At 62.9% G+C, this 19,101-nt stretch carries 19 protein-coding genes and 1 tRNA gene; 10 read left to right on the forward strand and 10 right to left on the reverse strand.

Translation table 11 applies throughout. The features are described from left to right. Positions 1 to 134: 134 nt before the first annotated feature. Positions 135 to 968 carry an alpha/beta fold hydrolase gene (locus tag AC2T4A_RS25015; RefSeq protein ID WP_486742048.1) on the reverse strand — a complete coding sequence of 278 codons (834 nt, stop codon included), beginning with the start codon at positions 966 to 968 and terminating at the stop codon, positions 135 to 137. A gap of 255 nt (positions 969 to 1,223) precedes the next feature. Between AC2T4A_RS25015 and AC2T4A_RS25020 the strand changes: the two genes are divergently transcribed. Next, positions 1,224 to 1,577 carry a histone-like nucleoid-structuring protein, MvaT/MvaU family gene (locus AC2T4A_RS25020; protein ID WP_416749919.1) on the forward strand — a complete coding sequence of 118 codons (354 nt, stop codon included), beginning with the start codon at positions 1,224 to 1,226 and terminating at the stop codon, positions 1,575 to 1,577. 444 nt (positions 1,578 to 2,021) lie between these two features. Further along, a complete protein-coding gene (locus AC2T4A_RS25025) occupies positions 2,022 to 2,246 on the forward strand; it encodes a hypothetical protein (protein ID WP_045217792.1) in 225 nt (74 codons plus the stop codon). A gap of 71 nt (positions 2,247 to 2,317) precedes the next feature. On the opposite strand, the gene AC2T4A_RS25030 is transcribed toward AC2T4A_RS25025, so the two are convergent. Next, positions 2,318 to 2,893 carry a DUF4946 domain-containing protein gene (locus AC2T4A_RS25030; RefSeq protein ID WP_486742049.1) on the reverse strand — a complete coding sequence of 192 codons (576 nt, stop codon included), beginning with the start codon at positions 2,891 to 2,893 and terminating at the stop codon, positions 2,318 to 2,320. A gap of 202 nt (positions 2,894 to 3,095) precedes the next feature. Between AC2T4A_RS25030 and AC2T4A_RS25035 the strand changes: the two genes are divergently transcribed. Continuing rightward, positions 3,096 to 3,410 carry a hypothetical protein gene (locus tag AC2T4A_RS25035; RefSeq protein WP_478379484.1) on the forward strand — a complete coding sequence of 105 codons (315 nt, stop codon included), beginning with the start codon at positions 3,096 to 3,098 and terminating at the stop codon, positions 3,408 to 3,410. Between the two features lie 142 nt (positions 3,411 to 3,552). Here the strand turns inward: AC2T4A_RS25035 and AC2T4A_RS25040 are convergent. Beyond that, positions 3,553 to 3,629 (reverse strand) — tRNA-Val (locus AC2T4A_RS25040). A 186-nt stretch (positions 3,630 to 3,815) separates the two neighbouring features. Between AC2T4A_RS25040 and AC2T4A_RS25045 the strand changes: the two genes are divergently transcribed. Next, complete coding sequence (locus AC2T4A_RS25045; RefSeq protein ID WP_054911130.1) at positions 3,816 to 5,099, forward strand: NAD(P)/FAD-dependent oxidoreductase; 1,284 nt, start codon at positions 3,816 to 3,818, stop codon at positions 5,097 to 5,099. 34 nt (positions 5,100 to 5,133) lie between these two features. On the opposite strand, the gene AC2T4A_RS25050 is transcribed toward AC2T4A_RS25045, so the two are convergent. The 6 genes from AC2T4A_RS25050 to moaA all read right to left on the reverse strand — a co-directional run bounded on the left by AC2T4A_RS25050 (position 5,134) and on the right by moaA (position 10,128). Further along, a complete protein-coding gene (locus tag AC2T4A_RS25050; protein ID WP_416749925.1) occupies positions 5,134 to 6,096 on the reverse strand; it encodes a formate/nitrite transporter family protein in 963 nt (320 codons plus the stop codon). 74 nt (positions 6,097 to 6,170) lie between these two features. Next, complete coding sequence (locus AC2T4A_RS25055; protein ID WP_486742050.1) at positions 6,171 to 7,115, reverse strand: PA2778 family cysteine peptidase; 945 nt, start codon at positions 7,113 to 7,115, stop codon at positions 6,171 to 6,173. 11 nt (positions 7,116 to 7,126) lie between these two features. Next, complete coding sequence (locus tag AC2T4A_RS25060) at positions 7,127 to 7,522, reverse strand: PA2779 family protein (RefSeq protein WP_478379482.1); 396 nt, start codon at positions 7,520 to 7,522, stop codon at positions 7,127 to 7,129. Between the two features lie 131 nt (positions 7,523 to 7,653). Then, positions 7,654 to 8,139, reverse strand: a complete 486-nt coding sequence (locus tag AC2T4A_RS25065) for a hypothetical protein (protein WP_486742051.1) — start codon at positions 8,137 to 8,139, stop codon at positions 7,654 to 7,656. A 109-nt stretch (positions 8,140 to 8,248) separates the two neighbouring features. After that, positions 8,249 to 9,067 carry a substrate-binding periplasmic protein gene (locus AC2T4A_RS25070; RefSeq protein ID WP_416749933.1) on the reverse strand — a complete coding sequence of 273 codons (819 nt, stop codon included), beginning with the start codon at positions 9,065 to 9,067 and terminating at the stop codon, positions 8,249 to 8,251. Positions 9,068 to 9,132: 65 nt separating this feature from the next. Then, on the reverse strand, positions 9,133 to 10,128 hold the full coding sequence (gene moaA, locus AC2T4A_RS25075; protein ID WP_486742052.1) for a GTP 3',8-cyclase MoaA: 996 nt from the start codon (positions 10,126 to 10,128) through the stop codon (positions 9,133 to 9,135). Positions 10,129 to 10,340: 212 nt separating this feature from the next. Between moaA and AC2T4A_RS25080 the strand changes: the two genes are divergently transcribed. After that, positions 10,341 to 10,994: a TetR/AcrR family transcriptional regulator gene (locus AC2T4A_RS25080; protein ID WP_486742053.1), complete on the forward strand. Its 654-nt coding sequence runs from the start codon at positions 10,341 to 10,343 to the stop codon at positions 10,992 to 10,994. Positions 10,995 to 11,253: 259 nt separating this feature from the next. Here AC2T4A_RS25080 and AC2T4A_RS25085 read toward each other — a convergent pair whose 3' ends face one another. Further along, a complete protein-coding gene (locus AC2T4A_RS25085) occupies positions 11,254 to 11,685 on the reverse strand; it encodes a GlcG/HbpS family heme-binding protein (protein ID WP_478379478.1) in 432 nt (143 codons plus the stop codon). A gap of 357 nt (positions 11,686 to 12,042) precedes the next feature. Between AC2T4A_RS25085 and gcl the strand changes: the two genes are divergently transcribed. From gcl to pyk, 5 genes are all read left to right on the forward strand, one after another. Continuing rightward, positions 12,043 to 13,818, forward strand: coding sequence for a glyoxylate carboligase (gcl, locus tag AC2T4A_RS25090; protein WP_486742054.1), 1,776 nt, complete (start codon positions 12,043 to 12,045; stop codon positions 13,816 to 13,818). A gap of 104 nt (positions 13,819 to 13,922) precedes the next feature. Next, complete coding sequence (hyi, locus tag AC2T4A_RS25095; protein ID WP_486742055.1) at positions 13,923 to 14,705, forward strand: hydroxypyruvate isomerase; 783 nt, start codon at positions 13,923 to 13,925, stop codon at positions 14,703 to 14,705. A 176-nt stretch (positions 14,706 to 14,881) separates the two neighbouring features. Further along, positions 14,882 to 15,772 (forward strand): 2-hydroxy-3-oxopropionate reductase, encoded by an 891-nt coding sequence (locus AC2T4A_RS25100; RefSeq protein ID WP_045217803.1) that lies wholly within the window; start codon positions 14,882 to 14,884, stop codon positions 15,770 to 15,772. A gap of 324 nt (positions 15,773 to 16,096) precedes the next feature. Next, on the forward strand, positions 16,097 to 17,368 hold the full coding sequence (locus AC2T4A_RS25105) for a glycerate kinase type-2 family protein (RefSeq protein WP_486742056.1): 1,272 nt from the start codon (positions 16,097 to 16,099) through the stop codon (positions 17,366 to 17,368). Beyond that, positions 17,365 to 18,795, forward strand: a complete 1,431-nt coding sequence (pyk, locus tag AC2T4A_RS25110; protein WP_486742057.1) for a pyruvate kinase — start codon at positions 17,365 to 17,367, stop codon at positions 18,793 to 18,795. Before AC2T4A_RS25105 ends, pyk begins: the two co-directional genes overlap by 4 nt. The last annotated feature ends 306 nt before the right edge of the window (positions 18,796 to 19,101 follow it).

Consider the following 19,101-nt stretch of genomic DNA (forward strand, 5'->3'; position numbering starts at 1 on the left):
TCGGCACCCTGCGCTTTCGCGCGCGGACGTAGATCACTGGAAGAAATCGAAAACCTGCCCACCAACGATAGCGAGCAAGGCGTGGGATGTTACTGCAAGTTGCGGAAGCTGACGAGCGGCCAGCCTGACTTCACTCAATACTGATCGACAAATTCCAGCACGGCCCGATTGAAGGACGCCGGACGAATCACATTCATGCCATGAGACGCACCGGGAATCACAATCGACCGCCCCTCTGTGAGGGTGGATTGCAATGCCTGAATGATCCGAGGAAATGGCTCCGGACTTTTCGCACCACCAATCAATAACACCGGCAATTGCAGCTGTTCAATCTGCCGATGATCTATAGGGGCGGGATGATCGGCCACCTGCCCAACCAGAGTCATTGCATTGCTTGTAGCCATTTCGCGGAACTGCCGGGATGAGCGCGCCCAGACTCCCACCCCACTCACAGTATCGACAAAGAGTTGCAACCCCTCCTCTACCTCGCCGACACGAATCTTTTCCAGCGCCTGCTGGCGAAATTGATTGCGCTCGACAGGAGATACTGGCGATTCGACATTTACCGCAGTAAATACATCATTAGCAAAATCTCCACCAGGGTCTGCAAGCGTCAACGAGCGCAATTTCTGCGGAGCAGCCAACGCCACTCGCAGACAAATATTGCCACCCCGTGAATGCCCCAGGAGATGAACAGGGCCAGGCAATTGATCGAGCAGTGCCAGCAGGTCATCAACATGCTGCTGAGTCGTAAAACCCGCCCCCTCGCCATTCCATGCCTCAGGGAAGTAATGACGCAGACTGGGGACTATCACACGATAGCCCGCGGACAATGCAGGGACCTGACTCTGCCAGTAGCGGTAATCGCAGAGCGACCCATGAACCAGCAGCAGCGGCACGCCCTGCCCGGCAACCTGGCACGTCAGTTCATAATCATTGACTCGATATTGCACTATCTCGTTATTCATCCAGCACTCGCACGCAACGCACCACAATAAAGCACACAGATTTTGCAGGGGCTATCGTTCGACAAGAAACTCCACCACCCCCTTTAGCCTGCGCATTATCCCCCATCGATCAATTAATCCACCAACCTTTCATGCGCTCTTAACATTTGAAGTGTGTTTCCCCAATCGCAACAATTCATATATTCAGTTGACGCGAACATTCGCTAGAACAGAGAATCGCTCCGAACAAATCACCCTGCCAACGGGAGCATCCAGATGTCAAAACTTGCGGAATTCCGCGAAGCCGAGCGCAAACTCCAGGAACAACTCGCCCTCCTCGAGAAACTCAAGAGCGATGGCGGCCTGAAAAAAGAACTGGAGTTCAAGGACCAACTGCAAGCCTTGATGGACCAGTACGGCATGAACCTGCGCAATGTCATCGACATTCTCGATCCGCAGACTTCTGCCGAGCCCGCGGCCGCACAGCAACCGCGCCGCACCCGCCAACTGAAGGTTTACAAGAACCCGCATAATGGCGAAACCATTGAAACCAAGGGCGGCAACCACAAGACCCTGAAAGCCTGGAAACAACAATACGGTGGCGACACCGTGGAATCCTGGCTGCAGTGAAACCGATATTCCGGGGAGCGCTCCCGCTCCGCGGAATTCCCCCATCGCCCGGCGGCTTCTGACAGACGGCTGTATAAAAACTAGCCATCGTTAGAAGAAATCCTTATACTGGCCGACAGCGAACACCAGACCCAAGGTCGCCCCTCTCAGCACCCCCCTACCTGATCCACGGCAGAAGCTGGGCTCTACAGGGCCACGGCCAGCGCATCCTCCGCATCGATTCCAGAGCACGCCAACCGCGCCAGGAACATTTGCCCGAGCGATCAGCGCCCCACGTCAGACTCTCTGCTTTCACCCAACATCGCAGCCTGACGCGAACAGACCCTCAAGTTTCCAATCGCTGCCATATTCCGGTCATACGTTTTCTGCATTCTCAGATCGCACCCGGAGCTTTTGACGATTTCGACGGTCATAGGACCGTTACCTATTTGGAAAGACAAGGCAATGAAAACCTCCCTGCAAATCCAGGAGGCGATTCGCACCCTCTCGGCGGCCTTCGCCCCTCTGAACTGCGTCATCCAGGCCAAGCGCAAACACGGCTTCAGCTTCACCCTGGTGAACGAGCACGGCATCGCCAAGCACACCGAACGACTCTACCCCCAGCAATACCAGGGCGAGGCACCGCTGAGCGCGGTAATCCAGCGAGTGCAAGCCACCATCGCTGCCTGAGCCTGAAAACGAAAAAAGCCCCGCATGAGCGGGGCTTTTGCTTTATTGGCCTCCCGTATAAAAGGAGGCGATCAGTTCAGGCTGATGCCCGCCTTCACCGACTCGATCTCCTCCGCCATCGCCGCATATCGCTCCGACGGCGCCGCGTAGGTCAGCGAGTAGGCTACCCCGTCACCCAGCGCAACCTGCACAGTCTGCTTGAGCACCTCAGTGCCGTTCTGGCTGATGCCGCAATGGACCTCCAACCCCGCCAACCCACCCAGCTTCGTATCCAGTGGTTTGCTGCACGCCGCCTGGAACCCCTGGCGCATGAAATCCTTCTGCAGGGCCTTGCGCATCTCGACGATGACATTCGCAACGCTGACCGCGACGCTGGAACTGAGACGGCTGCGCGTGATCTCCATGACCAGGTCCTGAGAACCATCCTCCGCCATACGCACACCGCGCTGACGAACCACCGGCGCGTCGGCCGCCGCATCTGCCGGCGAGCGCGAAACCTCCCAGCCCTGCGGCCAGATCACCTGCATTTCCGCCAATGCCGGCAACGGCACCAGCAACGCACCGAACAACAACCAGGATCGAATACCGCGCATCATCATCTCCGACACCCCCAAGGCAACACCATAGCAGGCGCCCCATGCCTTCATGGGCGAGTCATATTCCGAGAGCAAATGAAAGGGCAACCCTATCGGACCCCCCGTCCTTAGCCAAGCGCCGCTGGCGACGAAGCAGATGGCAGCCCACCAGATTGACGAGCCAAGAACGAGATACGCCCCACAGGACGAGCGGAAGAGAGCAGCAGGCTCCATACTAATAGACAGAATGAAATCGCAGGCTCAGTGAGGCCCCATGAAAAAGCTCACAGCATTGTTCCTGCTCATGATCCTCTCCGCTGGCGTCCAAGCCTCCGACTTCTGCACCGGTATCGGTCTGTTTGCACGCGCAGGGGCGCTCTACCGGGACGAGGGCAAAACCGAACAGCAGGCCATTGCAGCCGTTCACGAGAGAAGCGCCAAGCTGGACGCGGATACCCAGGTGATCGTCAGGTACTTCGTGCGATTCGGCTACCACGGAGATCAGACACCAGACCAGGCGTCTGCCAACGCCGAACAGAAATGCCAGCAGTACGAAGCCGACAGCGAACGCAGAAGCGCGATGAATTAGCGCCTGCCCAAGCAGCCCCTCCCAGCACAACATCCATCAACGCATCACTGCGTCACCAATTCCCGCCACCCGAAAAACACCCAAAACAAAAAGGGCGATCCTTTCGGATCGCCCTTTCTGAAATCGCCGAAGCGATTATGTTTGGTAGGCACAATTGGACTCGAACCAACGACCCCCACCATGTCAAGGTGGTGCTCTAACCAACTGAGCTATGTGCCTGTCGTGTGGGGCGCATTCTACGCGATCGATTTGGAGCGTCAAGCACTTTTTTCAGCTAACCCACTGAAAAAGTGAATTTTTTTATGTTCGACCGTCCGTAAATTATTTTGCACGGGCACTAGCCGGCCAGATTCGACTCAGGTAGCATCCGCACATCTCGTAAAAAATAACAAACACAGGTGCATTATGCCGCACACTTCCTACCCCTCTTCCTATTACGCAGCTTCGGCCAATCCGGTCCCGGCCCGTCCTGAACTGCAAGGCGAGGTGGAAACCGATGTCTGCGTGATCGGCGCAGGCTACACCGGCCTGTCGACCGCCCTGTTCCTGCTGGAAAACGGTTTCAAGGTCACCGTGCTGGAAGCCGCCAAAGTCGGTTTCGGCGCGTCGGGCCGTAACGGCGGTCAGATCGTCAACAGCTATAGCCGTGACATCGACGTCATCGAGCGCAGCGTTGGCGCCAAGCAGGCGAAACTGCTGGGCGATATGGCCTTCGAAGGCGGCCGCATCATTCGCGAACGCATCGCCAAGTACAACATCCAGTGCGACCTGAAGGACGGCGGCGTGTTCGCGGCCCTCAGCGCCAAGCAGATGGGCCACCTGGAGTCGCAGAAAAAGCTGTGGGAGCGCTTCGGCCACACCCAGCTGGAACTGATGGACGCCAAGCGCATCCGCGAAGTCGTCGGTACCGACAGCTATGTCGGCGGCATGCTCGACATGAGTGGCGGCCACATCCACCCACTGAACCTCGCCCTGGGCGAAGCCGCAGCCGTGGAATCCCTGGGCGGCGTGATCCACGAGCAGTCCCCTGCCGTGAAGATCGACCGTGGCGCCAACCCGGTCGTGCACACTCCCAAAGGCCGCGTAAAAGCCAAGTTCATCGTCGTAGCCGGTAACGCCTACCTCGGCGGCCTGGTGCCGGAACTGGCTTCCAAGTCCATGCCGTGCGGCACCCAGGTGATTACCACCGAGCCGCTGAGCGCCGACCTGGCCAAGTCCCTGCTGCCGACCGACTACTGTGTCGAGGACTGCAACTACCTGCTCGACTACTATCGCCTGACCGGCGACAACCGCCTGATCTTCGGTGGCGGCGTGGTCTATGGTGCGCGCGATCCGTCGAACATCGAGGCGATCATTCGTCCGAAGATGCTCAAGGTCTTCCCGCAGCTGAAGGACGTGAAGATCGACTTCGCCTGGACCGGCAATTTCCTGCTGACCCTCTCGCGTCTGCCGCAGGTCGGCCGTATCGGCGACAACATCTATTACTCCCAGGGCTGCTCCGGCCACGGCGTGACCTACACCCATCTGGCAGGCAAGCTGCTGGCTGAAGTACTGCGTGGCCAGGCCGAGCGTTTCGACGCCTTCGCCACCCTGCCGCACTACCCCTTCCCGGGCGGCCGCATGTTCCAGGTTCCGTTCTCCGCGATCGGTGCCTGGTACTACACCATGCGCGACAAGCTGGGCATCTGACGCCTCGCTGTATACCCGCACAAAAAACGGCGCCTCAGGGCGCCGTTTTCTTTGTCGGGACTTTTTCCGGCGGCGACGACGTGTCGCTGCGCACCTGGGCGTGGCTCATCAACGCGAAAATCAGACTGCCGCCGACGATATTGCCCACCAGCGTCGGCAACGCGAAGTCGACGACGAACGCTGCCAGTCCTACCTCCCCGGCGAACATCAGGTAGCCGACTTCGCAGGTGCCAACCACGATGTGGCTGAAGCTACCCAGCGCCATCAGGTAAGTGACCAGAAAAATGATCCATACCTTGGCGTTCTCCGCCGCCGGCACCAGCCAGACCATGGTGGCGATCATCCAGCCGGAGACAATGCCCTTGGAGAACATCTGCCAGTGGTCGTTCTCCATCACCTCACGGCCGATCTCGAGGAAGGCCTGGTCCGCCTTGGTATCGAAGATCGGCAGGTGCAGCATGCCGTAGGCGAACAGCAGCGCACCGACCACGTTGCCCGCCAGCACGACGGACCACAACCGCAGCAACTGGCCGAACTTTTCCAGCGTCGGCTCGCTCATCACCGGTAGCACGGCCGTCAGGGTGTTCTCGGTGAACAGTTGCTGGCGCGCGAGGATGATTGCCAGGAAGCCGACCGGATACCCGAGGCTGGTGGTGATCACCGCCATGTCGTGGTCCGGCAGACGCGCGCGGAACAGCCCCATCGCCATCAGCGACAGGCCGATGGTCAGTCCCGCGGCCAGCGCCGACCACCAGAGTGCCGCCAGGGTGCGATCCAGCTCATGGTTGCCCTGCAGGCGGATGACTTCGTGCAACACCAGCGCACGGGGCGGCTGGCTTTTCTCGACCTTGCGGCGCTCTTCGGCGGAGAGTTCGTCCGCCGTGTCACTACCGGCTTTCGCACTGCGGGAAGGGTTGCGAGGCGCCGCCTTCTTTGCGTTCGACTCGCTCGCCTTGGCACGCGCGCGGCCGCGTGCCGGAGTTTTTTCCGTGGCCATACCAAGCACCTCACTAGGGGCATCGCAGGTTTAGGCTGCGCCCTCCCCGCTTCGGTTCAGGAAACCTGCACACCTCAGTTCGCCGGGCAGGCTGGTACCGCCTGGCAACTGGCGCCGGCCGCCGCAGTACTGGCGACTGTCTGTGAGAAACGTGCATCATCCGGTGCCAGTTGCCGCGCACAACTCGCCGCCGCACCGGCCTGCTGCGAGCAGCCGCGCTCGCCCAGCACATTGGCGAGATTGAACCAGCCCGCCGCAAACGTTGGCCTCGCGCCGACACTGCGGCGTAGCGCGTCCTCGGCGTCGCCCAGGTTGCCGTCCGTGTAGCGTGCGTTGGCCAGGGCGAACCAACCAAGGGACTCCTGCGGCCACGCCTTGGTCGCGGTGCGATAGGCCTGCTCCGCCAAAGCCGGCTGCCCGGTTTCTTCCAGATCATGGGCCGCCCGTAGCCAGGTAGTCGGCTCCGCAGTAGCCGGCAGACGATCCGTTGGCAGGGTTAGCACCGCCCAGCGCTGACTGCGCTTCCAGGTCAGGTCAAAGGCGGTGAAATCGATGACCAGCCGCTCGGTGATACCCGAGCGCAGGATGAGTTCGTGACGATTGCGGTCGAAGCCGACCACCACCGCAAAGTGCCAGACCGGCAGCCAGTCCAGCCCCTGGTTCTGAAGGATCAGCACCGGATTGCCCGCCGCCACTTCGCTGAGAATGTTCTCCAGGCGCTGCTTCAGGGGGTAGACCAGCATGCCCTTCTCCCGCGCGGCCGCCACCAGCTCCACCTGAAGACTGCCCTCGCGGCCGGGGATGAAGACCCGAACCTTCAGTTCCCGAGGAGTCACCCGCACGCCACGCTGGTTGAGCATGGTCGCCAGCGCGGCGGGGCCGCACTGGAACTCCTGCTGCGGGAAGAACTGCACATCACTCAGCTCCACCCGCTGCGGGAGCGCATCAACGCTCGAAGGCAACCTCGGCGACTGCGCGCAGCCGCCGAGTGCCACGGCCGCCGCGAGCGCGACGGCCATGGCCCAGCGCCTCAACGCTGGCACCTCACGAAGGTGAAGATGTGGGTGATACAGAGCAGGTCAGTGATCACGAAGATCAGCAGGAACAACAGGATGATGCCGATGATACCGCCAGCGGGAGCCTCATCCAGTTGCTGGTTGAATTGCGCCAGTTCCTCGTTGGACAGGCTCTTGATGCGCTGTTCGACCTGACTGCGCTCAACGCCGAGGGACTGCAGTTTTTTCTGCACACCCTGGTCATCGAGCATCTTCAACAGCTGCTCGCGGTCGACCTGTTGCTGCTGTGCCTGCAGCACTTCACCGGTGCCAACCATGGCGGCCTGAGCCAGCGGGACTTCCGCGACAACACCCAGCTGCGCGAAAACCAGGACTGCTGCAAGGCGTCTTACCCGTCTTGTTATGGTCATTCTGGGTCACCTCATCATGGACTGCATGCACTAAGCAGGAGGTGCAGGCCGCTCGCACGCGAGACAACCGACCACCACGCTCCCGCCATGTCGGCGGCAACCGCAGGGCCGCTATCTTGTGAGATGCCAGTTCAGGAAAAGAGTTCGAAGCGTAACTGGCGCCAGTCGGCGTCCAGATGCCCCAGGAAAATGCAGGCGCATCCACGGGGAAAGAGAATGTGCTCCGGACCGACGCCCGGGCCTTCGAGCCGCAGCAGGCGCCCCCAGGGATGGTGACTGATGCGCCCACGCACATCCTCGACCGTGCCGCCGCGCCACCAGTGGATGGCGGCCTCGGCATCCTCTACGCCTTCCGGCTGCTGAATGCGCACCGGGTCGTCGCGCCAACCGATTACCCGTCGCGGGTCGAAGCCGCTCTGCCGCGCCAGCGGCAACGGCGTGATCCACAGCGCGCCGTCACGCTCCTCCAGCGACACCGCCAGCGGACACCACTGAGCCTGCTCCAGCGCCCAGAGCAGGTCGCCGTCGATGGCCAGCGAAGGCTCGGGCTGAGCCTGGATGCGGAAACCGGGGCAGACCAGCGTGCCCTCGCGCAAGGGAATGCGGAGTTCGCTCATGCCGGCCCCGGCGGGAAATGGCAGTGAAGGAAGAACAAAGCGCGGCGCACTTCATCCTCCCTACGGCTGGCGCGCAAACGGCAGCGGCGATTCTAGGGAAGAAGACGGCTTACGGCGACTTCTGTTTCGCTTTCTGGCGCTCGAGGAAATCCACTTTCCACTGCTCGACGCCCAGATGCTCGGAGTCCAGACTCGCCTCGACGCCGTACTTGGCCTTGAGCGCGGCCACCTCCTTGGCGTGGTCGGCGAGGAAGCGGTCGAAGCGCTCGATCAGTTCGCCCTGTTTCACCGTGGACAGGTGGAAGGCACTGCGCGTGTGCGGCAGCGATGGATCGAATACCAGAGCCCCCGGTTTTGCGCGGATGTTGTCCAGGTAGAAGGTAGCGACCACCACATTGAAGTAGGCGCCGTCAGCCTGTTTCTTCAGCGCACTGTGGATCATCTGCTTGAGGTCGGCACTGGGCGCGAGGGCGATCTGCCCGGACTGCACCTGCTGCTCATAGCCGCGCGGCGTCCAGCCGTCCACCAGCGCCAGCTTCTTGAGGGCACCGACGCCCTGCCCCAGCCGATCCGGCGCCACCAGCACACCATCGACGAACTCGGTCACCGGCTGGCTGTAGCGCAGGGATTTCCCAGCCTTTTGCTCCGGGGCCCAATTAGGATTGTCGGGGTACTTGAGGTCGACCTGCCCGGCAAGCAGCGCCGGAAGCAGCGCATCCACTGGCAGCGGACGATATTCCAGGGTGATGCCGCTGGAGCTGGCGAACAGATCCAGCACCTCGCGCGCGAAGCCCTGGTAACTGCCCTGCGCGTCGGTGCTGTAATGCGGGGCAAAAGCGAGGTTCTCCACGCCGACCACGTAGGTCTGCGCCACGGCGCCGGTGGAAAGGATGCTGGCGAGCGCGCAGCAGAATGCCTTGAGCTTCAAACGACTCTCCTTGTTACCTGTTGTTTTTGTTCTATCAGGCGGGCCGGGCGCCCGCCGCGGCGGACTCAGCCGCCGGTCATGCTCATGAAGCGCAGGACCTGCACCTGCTGGTCGGCTTCGAAATGGTGGCGTTCGGGCTTGAGCTGCAGCGCCTGCATCAGCGCTTCGCGCAGGCGCGCGTTGTCGCCGGGGTGTTCGCGCAGCAGTTGGCGCAAATCCAGCGCGCCCTCGTGGCCGAGGCAGAGCACCAACTTGCCTTCGGCGGTCACCCGCACCCGGTTACAGTCGCCGCAGAAGTTGTGGCTATGCGGGGAGATGAAGCCGATCCGGCTGGCATAGCCGTCGATGCGGTAGTAGCGCGATGGCCCGCCGCTGCGCTCGGGCGTCGGCAGCAACTGCCAGCGCTCGGCGAGCTGCGCGCGGACTTCGTCGCTGCTGCACAGGGTCTGCTTGCGCTCATGGCTGCTGACGCTGCCCAGCGGCATCTCCTCGATGAAGCTGATGTCGATGCCCTTCTCCAGCGCGAAGGCCACCAGATCGCAGACTTCGTCGTCGTTGCGACCCTTCTGTACCACGGCGTTGAGCTTGATGCGCTCGAAGCCCGCTTCGCGAGCTGCGTCGATACCGTCGAGCACCTGCTCCAGCTTGTCGGAGCGGGTGAAGGCAGCGAAGCGTTCGCGGCGCAGCGAATCGAGGCTGATGTTCAGGCGGCGCACGCCGGCAGCCCGCAGCTCGGCCGCGCGTTCGCGCAGTTGCGAGCCATTGGTGGTGATGGAGAGATCGTCCAGTTCCGGACGCGCACCCAATCTTGCCAGCAGCCCGGTCAGGCCCTTGCGCACCAGCGGCTCGCCACCAGTGATGCGGATGCGCTTCACGCCCAGGCCGATGAAGGCGTCGGCGACGGCTTCGAGCTCCTCCAGGCTCAACACCTGGTCGCGCGGCAGGAACTGCATGTCTTCGCTCATGCAGTAGGTGCAGCGGAAGTCGCAGCGGTCGGTAACCGACAGGCGCAGGTAGGTGATGCGTCGACCGAAGGGGTCGACCAACTGGGAATCAGACATGGGCAGTGGGAAGTTCCGGATGGCAGGTGCCGAACGAAAGTGCGCTAGAAATACCCTAGAACGCCGTCGCTGTACACACAAAACCGACTCGCGAGTCAGGAAATTGAACGCCAGTACTCACGAGGGGGCCAAGTTGAGGGGCTCAAGAGCCCGGTGCTACCATGCCCGGCTCTGTTCTGTGACAACAGCAATAAAAGAAAGAAGACCAGCCAATGACCAGCATCCGCGAGCGTAACCGTCGCCTCATCCTTCGCGCAGCCAGCGAGGAATTCGCCGAGAAGGGATTCGCGGCGACCAAGACCAGTGACATCGCCGCTCGCGCCGGGCTGCCCAAGCCCAACGTCTACTACTACTTCCAGTCCAAGGAAAACCTCTACCGCAGCGTGCTGGAGAGCGTGGTAGAGCCTCTGCTGCAGGCATCCGCGCCATTCCGCGAGGACGACGAGCCGAGCGAGGCGCTGCGCGCCTACATCCGTTCCAAGGTGAAGATTTCCCAGGAGCTGCCGCACGCTTCCAAGGTGTTCGCCAGCGAGCTGATGCACGGTGCGCCGCACCTGCCCAGGGAATACCTGGATGAGCTGAACGCCCAGGCACAGCGCAACATCGCCTGCCTGCAGAGCTGGATCGATCGTGGCCTGCTGGCACCGGTGGACCCGCATCACCTGCTGTTCACCATCTGGGCAGCGACGCAGACCTACGCCGATTTCGACTGGCAGATCTCCATGGTTACCGGCAAGACCAGCCTCAGCGATGCGGACTTCGAGGCAGCCACCGACACCATCACCCGCCTGGTGCTGCGCGGCACCGCGCCGGACAATGGCACCGAGCCCAAGCCGCAGGGGCGTTTGCGGCCGCTGTCGATCTGAGCGCGCCGCGTCGTAAGAACGCCATAACGTTCAGGTACAGCATCGGGCGTGCGGAGTGCCGCGCGCCCTTTCGCCTGTCACAACGCTTCTTCCACCCCGCCCTGCGAAAACGCATACCCTCAAACGCGTAGGAGCGAGCTTGCTCGCGAACCCGCTTCACGCCTGACACTTCCGGCGTAATCGAAGGTTCGCGAGCGAGCTCGCTCCTACAGGTAAAGCGCCTGGCGCGCGGTTAACCGCACGCCCTTCCCTTATTCAATCAGCCCGCGTCAGCGACCAGGCCAAGCGCCTGCACGCCACGGATCGCACATTGCTCGTCGATGTCCGATACGTCGCCGCTGATGCCGATGGCACCGATCACCTCATTGGCCGCATTGCGGATCAGCACACCACCCGGCGCCGGCACCACGTTGCCTTGCGCCAGGGTGTTCACTGCAGCGATGAACGACGGCCGCTGCTGCGCATCCGCCGCCAGCACGCGCGACGACTTGCCCAGCGCCACCGCGCCCCACGCCTTGCCGATCGCGATCTGCGGGCGAAGCATGCTCGCGCCGTCCTCGCGCTGCAGGCTCAACAGATGCCCGCCGGCATCCAGCACGGCGATGGTCAGCGGCGCCGTGGACAGCTCGCGGCTGGCGGCCAGGGCGTGGCGGGTGATGTCCAGTGCGGTTTCCAGACTCAGGGTGCTCATGAGGTTTTCCTCTTCAAGTTGATAAGGCAGTTCAAGGTCGACAAGCCGGGGCAACGCCGCGCGCAGAGATCAAAGCTGCGCACACGCGTATCAGAAATCTGTACGCAATCTAGTAGCCGAAGGTCTCACTCAAAGCAACCGAAAAGGACAATCTGCATCTATTTTTGTATACATTTTTTCAAACGATAGTTTGACCTGGCGTTCAGCTTTTTCATGAAAGCCCCGTAATAGAAGGCTTTACATGAAAAATGACCATTCAGTCCCTCGTATACAACCTGTCTTGACCTTAGTCGAATTGCCTGCCTAGAATCGCCTCAACTTTTGTACACAATCAGTATAAGAACCGAGGAACAAAATATGGCCAGAATGAGAGCAATCGAGGCTGCCGTACTCGTCATGCGTCGCGAAGGCGTCGATACCGCCTTCGGCGTACCGGGCGCTGCCATCAACCCCATGTATGCGGCCATGAAGAAACTCGGTGGCATCGATCACGTCCTGGCTCGCCACGTGGAAGGCGCCTCGCACATGGCCGAGGGCTACACCCGCACCAACGCCGGCAACATCGGCGTGTGCATCGGCACCTCCGGCCCTGCCGGCACCGACATGGTCACCGGCCTGTACTCCGCTTCCGCCGACTCCATCCCGATTCTCTGCATCACCGGCCAGGCTCCCCGTGCGCGCATGCACAAGGAAGACTTCCAGGCCGTGGACATCACCAGCATCGTCAAGCCGGTCACCAAGTGGGCGACCACCGTGCTGGAGCCGGGCCAGGTGCCCTATGCCTTCCAGAAGGCCTTCTTCGAAATGCGCAGCGGCCGTCCTGGCCCGGTGCTGATCGACCTGCCGTTCGACGTGCAGATGGCCGAGATCGAATTCGACATCGACGCCTACGAACCGCTGGCAATCAACAAGCCCAAAGCCACCCGCGCCCAGGCCGAGAAAGCCCTGGCCCTGCTCAATGACGCCGAGCGCCCGCTGATCTGCGCCGGCGGCGGCATCATCAACGCCGACGCTTCCGACAAGCTGGTGGAATTCGCCGAGCTGACCGGCGTACCGGTGGTACCGACCCTGATGGGCTGGGGCACCATCCCTGACGATCACCCGCTGATGGCCGGCATGTGCGGCCTGCAGACCTCGCACCGCTACGGCAACGCCACCGTGCTGGAATCGGACATGGTGTTCGGCATCGGCAACCGCTGGGCCAACCGCCACACCGGTTCGGTCGACGTCTACACCGCAGGCCGCAAGTTCGTCCACGTGGACATCGAACCAACCCAGATCGGCCGCGTGTTCACCCCGGACCTGGGCATCGTTTCCGACGCTGGCTCCGCCCTGGACGTCTTCCTCGAAGTCGCCCGCGAGTGGAAGGCCGCCGGCAAGCTGAAGGACCGCAGCGCCTGGGTCGAATCCTGCCGCGAGCGCAAGCGCACGATGCAGCGCAAGACCCACTTCGACAACGTGCCGGTCAAGCCGCAGCGCGTTTACGAAGAAATGAACGAGTTCTTCGGCAAGGACACCTGCTACGTCAGCACCATCGGCCTGTCGCAGATCGCCGGCGCGCAGTTCCTGCACGTCTACAAACCGCGCCACTGGATCAACTGCGGCCAGGCCGGCCCGCTGGGCTGGACCATTCCGGCCGCCCTGGGCGTGGTCAAGGCCGATCCGAGCCGTCAGGTCGTCGCGCTGTCGGGCGACTACGACTTCCAGTTCATGATCGAAGAGCTGGCCGCCGGCGCGCAGTTCAACCTGCCGTACATCCACGTACTGGTGAACAACTCCTACCTGGGCCTGATTCGCCAGGCGCAGCGCGGCTTCGAGATCGACTACTGCGTGCAGCTGGCCTTCGACAACGTCAACGCGCCGGAACTCAACGGCTACGGCGTGGACCACGTCGCGGTGGTGGAAGGTCTGGGTTGCAAGGCGATCCGCGTGTTCGACCCGAACCAGATCGGCGCAGCCTTCGCCCAGGCTCGCGAGTTGATGCAGCAGCACCGTGTACCGGTGGTGGTCGAGGTCATCCTGGAGCGCGTCACCAACATCTCCATGGGTACCGAGATCAACGCGGTCAACGAGTTCGAAGAGCTGGCCCTGAAAGGCGTCGATGCGCCCACCGCCATCTCGCTGCTGGACTGATTAGCTGGACCGAACTCGGGAGTGTGCGGCGACGCCCTCTCCCCAACCCTCTCCCTGAAGGGAGAGGGGGCTGTTCGTGCAACATGCCATCAAGGAGTCAAACAATGCCCCGTTTCTGCGCCAACCTGTCCATGCTGTTCACCGAGGTGGACTTCCTCGACCGCTTCGAAGCCGCCGCGCGCGCCGGTTTCAGCGGTGTCGAGTACCTCTTCCCGTATGACGTCGAGGCCGAGGTGATCAAGGCCTGCCTGGACGCCAACCAGCTCGAACAAGTGCTGTTCAACCTGCCCGCCGGCGACTGGTCGAAAGGCGAGCGCGGCATCGCCTGCCACCCGGACCGCGTCGAGGAATTCCGCGCCGGCGTCGACAAGGCCATCGCCTACGCCAAGGTACTGGGCAACACCCAGGTCAACTGCCTGGCCGGCATCCGTCCGCAAGGCTACGACTGCGCGACCATCGAGAACACCTTCCTGAATAACCTGGAGTACGCGGCCGGCAAGCTCGAAGCCGCAGGCATCAAGCTGGTCATGGAAATGATCAACACGATCGACATTCCCGGCTTCTACCTGCAGACCACCCAGCAGGCCCAGGACATCCGCGAGAAGGTCGGCAGCGCCAACCTGTTCCTGCAGTACGACATCTACCACATGCAGATCATGGAAGGTGACCTGGCGCGGACGCTGGAGAAGAACCTCGCCTCGATCAACCACGTGCAGCTGGCCGACAACCCCGGCCGCCACGAGCCGGGCACCGGCGAGATCAACTACCGCTTCCTGTTCGACCACCTGGACCGCATCGGTTACCGCGGCTGGGTCGGCTGCGAATACAAGCCCAAGACCACTACCGAAGCCGGCCTCGGCTGGCTGAAGAGCCACAACGTTATCTGATACGGATTTGTCCTCAACCGTATGACGTCGTTGGGCCGCCTCGCCGTGCAAGAGCACTGTCTTCGGCGCCCCGCCTGGTCATCCGGCTGATGCCAAACCCGTAGCAATTCACTCGCTGGCGCGGTGGGTACGCACCGCGCCAGCCAGCCCAACAAGAACAACCAGGAGAACTCCTCATGGCCAAAATCGGATTCATCGGCACCGGCATCATGGGCCTGCCCATGGCACTGAACCTGCAGAAAGCCGGTCACCAGATCTTCGTTTCCACCCACCACGATGCCGCTCCCGCCGAGCTGGCCAGCGGAGGCGCCGTCGCCCTGGCCAACCCCAAGGAAGTCGCCCAGGAAGCCGAGTTCATCATCGTGATGGTCCCGGACACCCCGCAGGTCGAAGACGTGCTGTTCCGCAAGGACGGCATCGCCGAAGGCGTGGGCCCGAACAAGGTGGTGATCGACATGAGTTCGATCTCCCCCACCGCCACCAAGACCTTCGCCGAGAAGATCAAGGCCACCGGCGCGCAGTACCTGGACGCCCCGGTCTCCGGCGGTGAAGTCGGCGCCAAGGCCGCTTCGCTGAGCATCATGGTCGGCGGCTGCCCGAACACCTTCGAACGCGCCCTGCCGCTGTTCCAGGCCATGGGCAAGAACATCACCCGCGTCGGCGGCAATGGCGACGGCCAGACCGCCAAGGTGGCCAACCAGATCATCGTCGCCCTGAACATCCAGGCCGTCGCCGAAGCCCTGCTGTTCGCCGCCAAGAACGGCGCCGACCCGGCCAAGGTGCGTGAAGCACTGATGGGCGGCTTCGCCTCCTCGCGCATCCTCGAAGTGCACGGCGACCGCATGGTCAAGGGCACCTTCGATCCGGGCTTCCGCATCAGCCTGCACCAGAAGGACCTCAACCTGGCCCTGGCCGGCGCTCGCGAACTGGGCCTGAACCTGCCCAACACCGCCAACGCCCAACAGGTGTTCAGCACCTGCGCCGCCATCGGCGGCAGCAACTGGGACCACTCCGGCCTGATCAAGGGCCTGGAGCACATGGCCAACTTCTCCATCCGCAAGGACTGAGAGGGGCATTTGTAGGATGGGTGGAGCTTGCGATACCCATCAGCCAGCGGTACCGGGATCGATGGGTATCGCTTCGCTCCACACCATCCTACGAAGAGCACGTTGTAGGGCGCATGACGCCAACGGCGTTATGCGCCAGCAAGGGCAAAGTGACGGGCGAGGTTATGGGAGTGGCGTCGCCCGCCACGCTGCAAAGCGACTCGAACACCCGGCCTGTGGGAATCACGGCCTTGCCGGCCGGGGCGTTCGAATCCATCGCTGAGTCTCCTTTCTCGAGGCGACTGAGCCATGGATACACCACAAGAAGAATCACGGGAGCCTGTCATGAGCCTCGACCCACGCGCCTTCCTGCGCGAGCTGTTCGACACCGCCATTGCCGCCACGCATCCGGCCCAGGTACTTGCGCAGCACCTGCCCACGGACAAGGGCGGCCGCACCATCGTCATCGGCGCCGGCAAGGCCGCCGGCGCCATGGCCGAAGTCGCTGAGAAGCACTGGAATGGTGACGTCCAGGGTCTGGTCGTCGCGCCTTACGGCTACGGAGCGCAGTGCCGCAGCATCGAAGTGGTGGAAGCCTCGCACCCGGTGCCGGACGACGCCGGTGAGCGCGTCGCGCGTCGCGTGCTGGAGTTGATCAGCGGCCTCAGCGAGAACGACCGGGTGATCTTCCTGCTCTCCGGTGGCGGCTCTGCCCTACTCGCCCTGCCGGCCGAAGGCATCAGCCTCGACGACAAGCGCAGCGTGAACAAGGCCTTGCTGAAATCCGGCGCCGCCATCAGCGAAATGAACTGCGTGCGCAAGCACCTCTCCGCCATCAAGGGCGGCCGCCTGGCCCGTGCCTGCTGGCCGGCCAGCGTGTACACCTATGCGATTTCCGACGTGCCCGGCGACGAGGCCACAGTGATCGCCTCCGGCCCCACCGTGGGCGACCCGACCACCTCGGCCGACGCCCTGGCGATCCTCAAGCGCTACGCCATCGACATCCCGGCGAACGTCCGCGCCTGGCTGGAAGACCCGCGCTCGGAGACCGTCAAACCCGGTGACGAATGCCTGTCGCGCAGCCACTTCAAGCTGATCGCCACGCCCCAGCACGCCATCGACGCGGTGGCTGCCAAGGCTGAAGCCGCCGGCATCCCGACGCTGATCCTGGGCGACCTGGAAGGCGAGTCCCGCGAGGTGGCCAAGGTCCACGCCGGTATCGCCCGGCAGATCCGCAAGCATGGCCAGCCGCTGAAGGCGCCGTGCCTGATCCTCTCCGGTGGCGAGACCACCGTGACCGTGCGCGGCAATGGCCGTGGCGGACGCAACGCCGAGTTTCTCCTCAGCCTCACCGCCGACCTGAAGGGTGAACCGAACATCTGGGCCCTGGCGGGGGACACCGATGGCATCGACGGCATGGAAAGCAACGCCGGTGCCCTGATGACTCCGTGCAGCTACAACCGCGCCCTCAAGGCCGGCCTGAACCCGCTGCACGAGCTCGACAACAACAACGGCTACGGCTTCTTCGCCGAACTGGGCGATTTGGTGATCACCAAGCCAACCCGCACCAACGTCAACGACTTCCGCGCCATCCTGGTCCTCGAGAACGACAAATGACCCCTGACAAGAAAGTAAAAATTCTCGCCACCCTGGGCCCGGCGATCAAAAGCCGCGACGACATCTGCGCGCTGGTGGAAGCCGGCGCCAACCTGTTCCGCCTGAACTTCAGCCACGGCGAGTACAGCGACCACGCCCAGCGCTTCGCCTGGGTACGTGAAGTGGAAGCCGAACTGAACTACCCCATCGGCATCCTCATGGACCTGCAAGGGCCGAAGCTTCGCGTGGGTCGTTTCGCCGACGGCGCGGTGCAGCTGGAGAAGGGCCAGACCTTCACCCTCGACCTGAACGACGCACCGGGCGACAGGCAGCGCGTCATGCTGCCCCACCCGGAAATCATCCAGGCGCTGGAGCCGGGCATGAGCCTGCTGCTGGACGACGGCAAGATTCGCCTCCAGGTGCTCAATGCCCACAGCGATGCCATCGAGACCCGCGTAATGAACAGCGGCGAACTGTCCGACCGCAAGGGCGTCAACGTCCCCGAGGCCGTGCTCAAGCTCAGCCCGCTGACCGCCAAGGACCGCCGTGACCTGGAATTCGGCCTGGAGCTGGGGGTGGATTGGGTAGCCCTGTCCTTCGTGCAGCGTCCCGAAGACATCGAGGAAGCCCGCGCACTGATCGGCGACAAGGCCTTCCTCATGGCCAAGATCGAGAAACCCTCGGCGGTGCAATCCATCGAAGCCATCGCGAAGCTGTCCGACGCGATCATGGTGGCCCGTGGCGATCTGGGCGTGGAGATGCCGGCCGAGAGCGTGCCGGGCATCCAGAAGCGCATCATCCAGGTCTGCCGCCAGCTCGGTCGTCCGGTGGTGGTGGCGACGCAGATGCTCGAATCCATGCGCTTCTCCCCGGCGCCGACCCGCGCCGAGGTGACCGACGTGGCCAACGCCGTCAGCGAAGGCGCCGACTGCGTGATGCTCAGCGCCGAGAGCGCCTCGGGCCAGTACCCGCGTGAGGCAGTGGAGATGATGGCGAAGATCATCCGCCAGGTCGAAGCCGAGCCGGACTACCAGGCCACCCTGGAAATCAACCGTCCGGAACCGGACGCCACCGTCTCCGACGCCATCAGCTGCGCGATCCGCCGGATCAGTCGCATCCTGCCGGTGGCGGTGCTGGTGAACTACACCGAGTCGGGCGCCTCGACCCTGCGCGCCTCCCGCGAACGGCCCAAGGCACCGATCCTCAGCCTGACTCCGCAACTGAAATCCGCCCGCCGCCTGACCGTGGCCTGGGGTGTCCATTCGGTGGTCAACGCGCAGCTCGCCCATGTCGACGAGATCTGCTCCACCGCCCTGGACATCGCCCTGGCCCAGCGCATGACACGCCGTGGCGACACCGTGGTGATCACCGCCGGCGTGCCCTTCGGCCAGCCGGGCAGCACCAACATGCTGCGGATCGAGACGGTGGCGCCGGCGCTGGAAGTTTGATGCAAGCCTGAGAGCCCCTCTCCCCAACCCTCTCCCTGAAGGGAGAGGGGGCAGCTCGGCGCCGCCAGTTACTCAGGTGTTCCGCTTGCTGCCACTCAAGCCCCCTCTACCGCTTGCGGGAGAGGGCGGGGGGAGAGGGAAGTTGAGTTCAGGAGCCACGCCATATCGCGTGCCTCCGCACCGAGTCACTCCCGGACGGACGGGGCCGGGAATACGGGGCCGCGTCCCCGTCCGTCCGGGTTTGACCTTGATCAGCACCGAATGCTTGTCGGTCCATGGCCCCCACGCAGCAACTCCCAATGCTGG

It is taken from the genome of Pseudomonas sp. PVC-3-1, from assembly GCF_057444315.1.

What these genes read in the sequence shown, in the direction of transcription:
- AC2T4A_RS25015 (WP_486742048.1), bottom strand. Translation starts at nt 968, where the DNA reads ATGAATAACGAGATAGTGCAATATCGAGTCAATGATTATGAACTGACG.
- AC2T4A_RS25020 (WP_416749919.1), top strand. Translation starts at nt 1,224, where the DNA reads ATGTCAAAACTTGCGGAATTCCGCGAAGCCGAGCGCAAACTCCAGGAA.
- AC2T4A_RS25025 (WP_045217792.1), top strand. Translation starts at nt 2,022, where the DNA reads ATGAAAACCTCCCTGCAAATCCAGGAGGCGATTCGCACCCTCTCGGCG.
- AC2T4A_RS25030 (WP_486742049.1), bottom strand. Translation starts at nt 2,893, where the DNA reads ATGAAGGCATGGGGCGCCTGCTATGGTGTTGCCTTGGGGGTGTCGGAG.
- AC2T4A_RS25035 (WP_478379484.1), top strand. Translation starts at nt 3,096, where the DNA reads ATGAAAAAGCTCACAGCATTGTTCCTGCTCATGATCCTCTCCGCTGGC.
- AC2T4A_RS25045 (WP_054911130.1), top strand. Translation starts at nt 3,816, where the DNA reads ATGCCGCACACTTCCTACCCCTCTTCCTATTACGCAGCTTCGGCCAAT.
- AC2T4A_RS25050 (WP_416749925.1), bottom strand. Translation starts at nt 6,096, where the DNA reads ATGGCCACGGAAAAAACTCCGGCACGCGGCCGCGCGCGTGCCAAGGCG.
- AC2T4A_RS25055 (WP_486742050.1), bottom strand. Translation starts at nt 7,115, where the DNA reads ATGGCCGTCGCGCTCGCGGCGGCCGTGGCACTCGGCGGCTGCGCGCAG.
- AC2T4A_RS25060 (WP_478379482.1), bottom strand. Translation starts at nt 7,522, where the DNA reads ATGACCATAACAAGACGGGTAAGACGCCTTGCAGCAGTCCTGGTTTTC.
- AC2T4A_RS25065 (WP_486742051.1), bottom strand. Translation starts at nt 8,139, where the DNA reads ATGAGCGAACTCCGCATTCCCTTGCGCGAGGGCACGCTGGTCTGCCCC.
- moaA (WP_486742052.1), bottom strand. Translation starts at nt 10,128, where the DNA reads ATGTCTGATTCCCAGTTGGTCGACCCCTTCGGTCGACGCATCACCTAC.
- AC2T4A_RS25080 (WP_486742053.1), top strand. Translation starts at nt 10,341, where the DNA reads ATGACCAGCATCCGCGAGCGTAACCGTCGCCTCATCCTTCGCGCAGCC.
- AC2T4A_RS25085 (WP_478379478.1), bottom strand. Translation starts at nt 11,685, where the DNA reads ATGAGCACCCTGAGTCTGGAAACCGCACTGGACATCACCCGCCACGCC.
- gcl (WP_486742054.1), top strand. Translation starts at nt 12,043, where the DNA reads ATGGCCAGAATGAGAGCAATCGAGGCTGCCGTACTCGTCATGCGTCGC.
- hyi (WP_486742055.1), top strand. Translation starts at nt 13,923, where the DNA reads ATGCCCCGTTTCTGCGCCAACCTGTCCATGCTGTTCACCGAGGTGGAC.
- AC2T4A_RS25100 (WP_045217803.1), top strand. Translation starts at nt 14,882, where the DNA reads ATGGCCAAAATCGGATTCATCGGCACCGGCATCATGGGCCTGCCCATG.
- AC2T4A_RS25105 (WP_486742056.1), top strand. Translation starts at nt 16,097, where the DNA reads ATGAGCCTCGACCCACGCGCCTTCCTGCGCGAGCTGTTCGACACCGCC.
- pyk (WP_486742057.1), top strand. Translation starts at nt 17,365, where the DNA reads ATGACCCCTGACAAGAAAGTAAAAATTCTCGCCACCCTGGGCCCGGCG.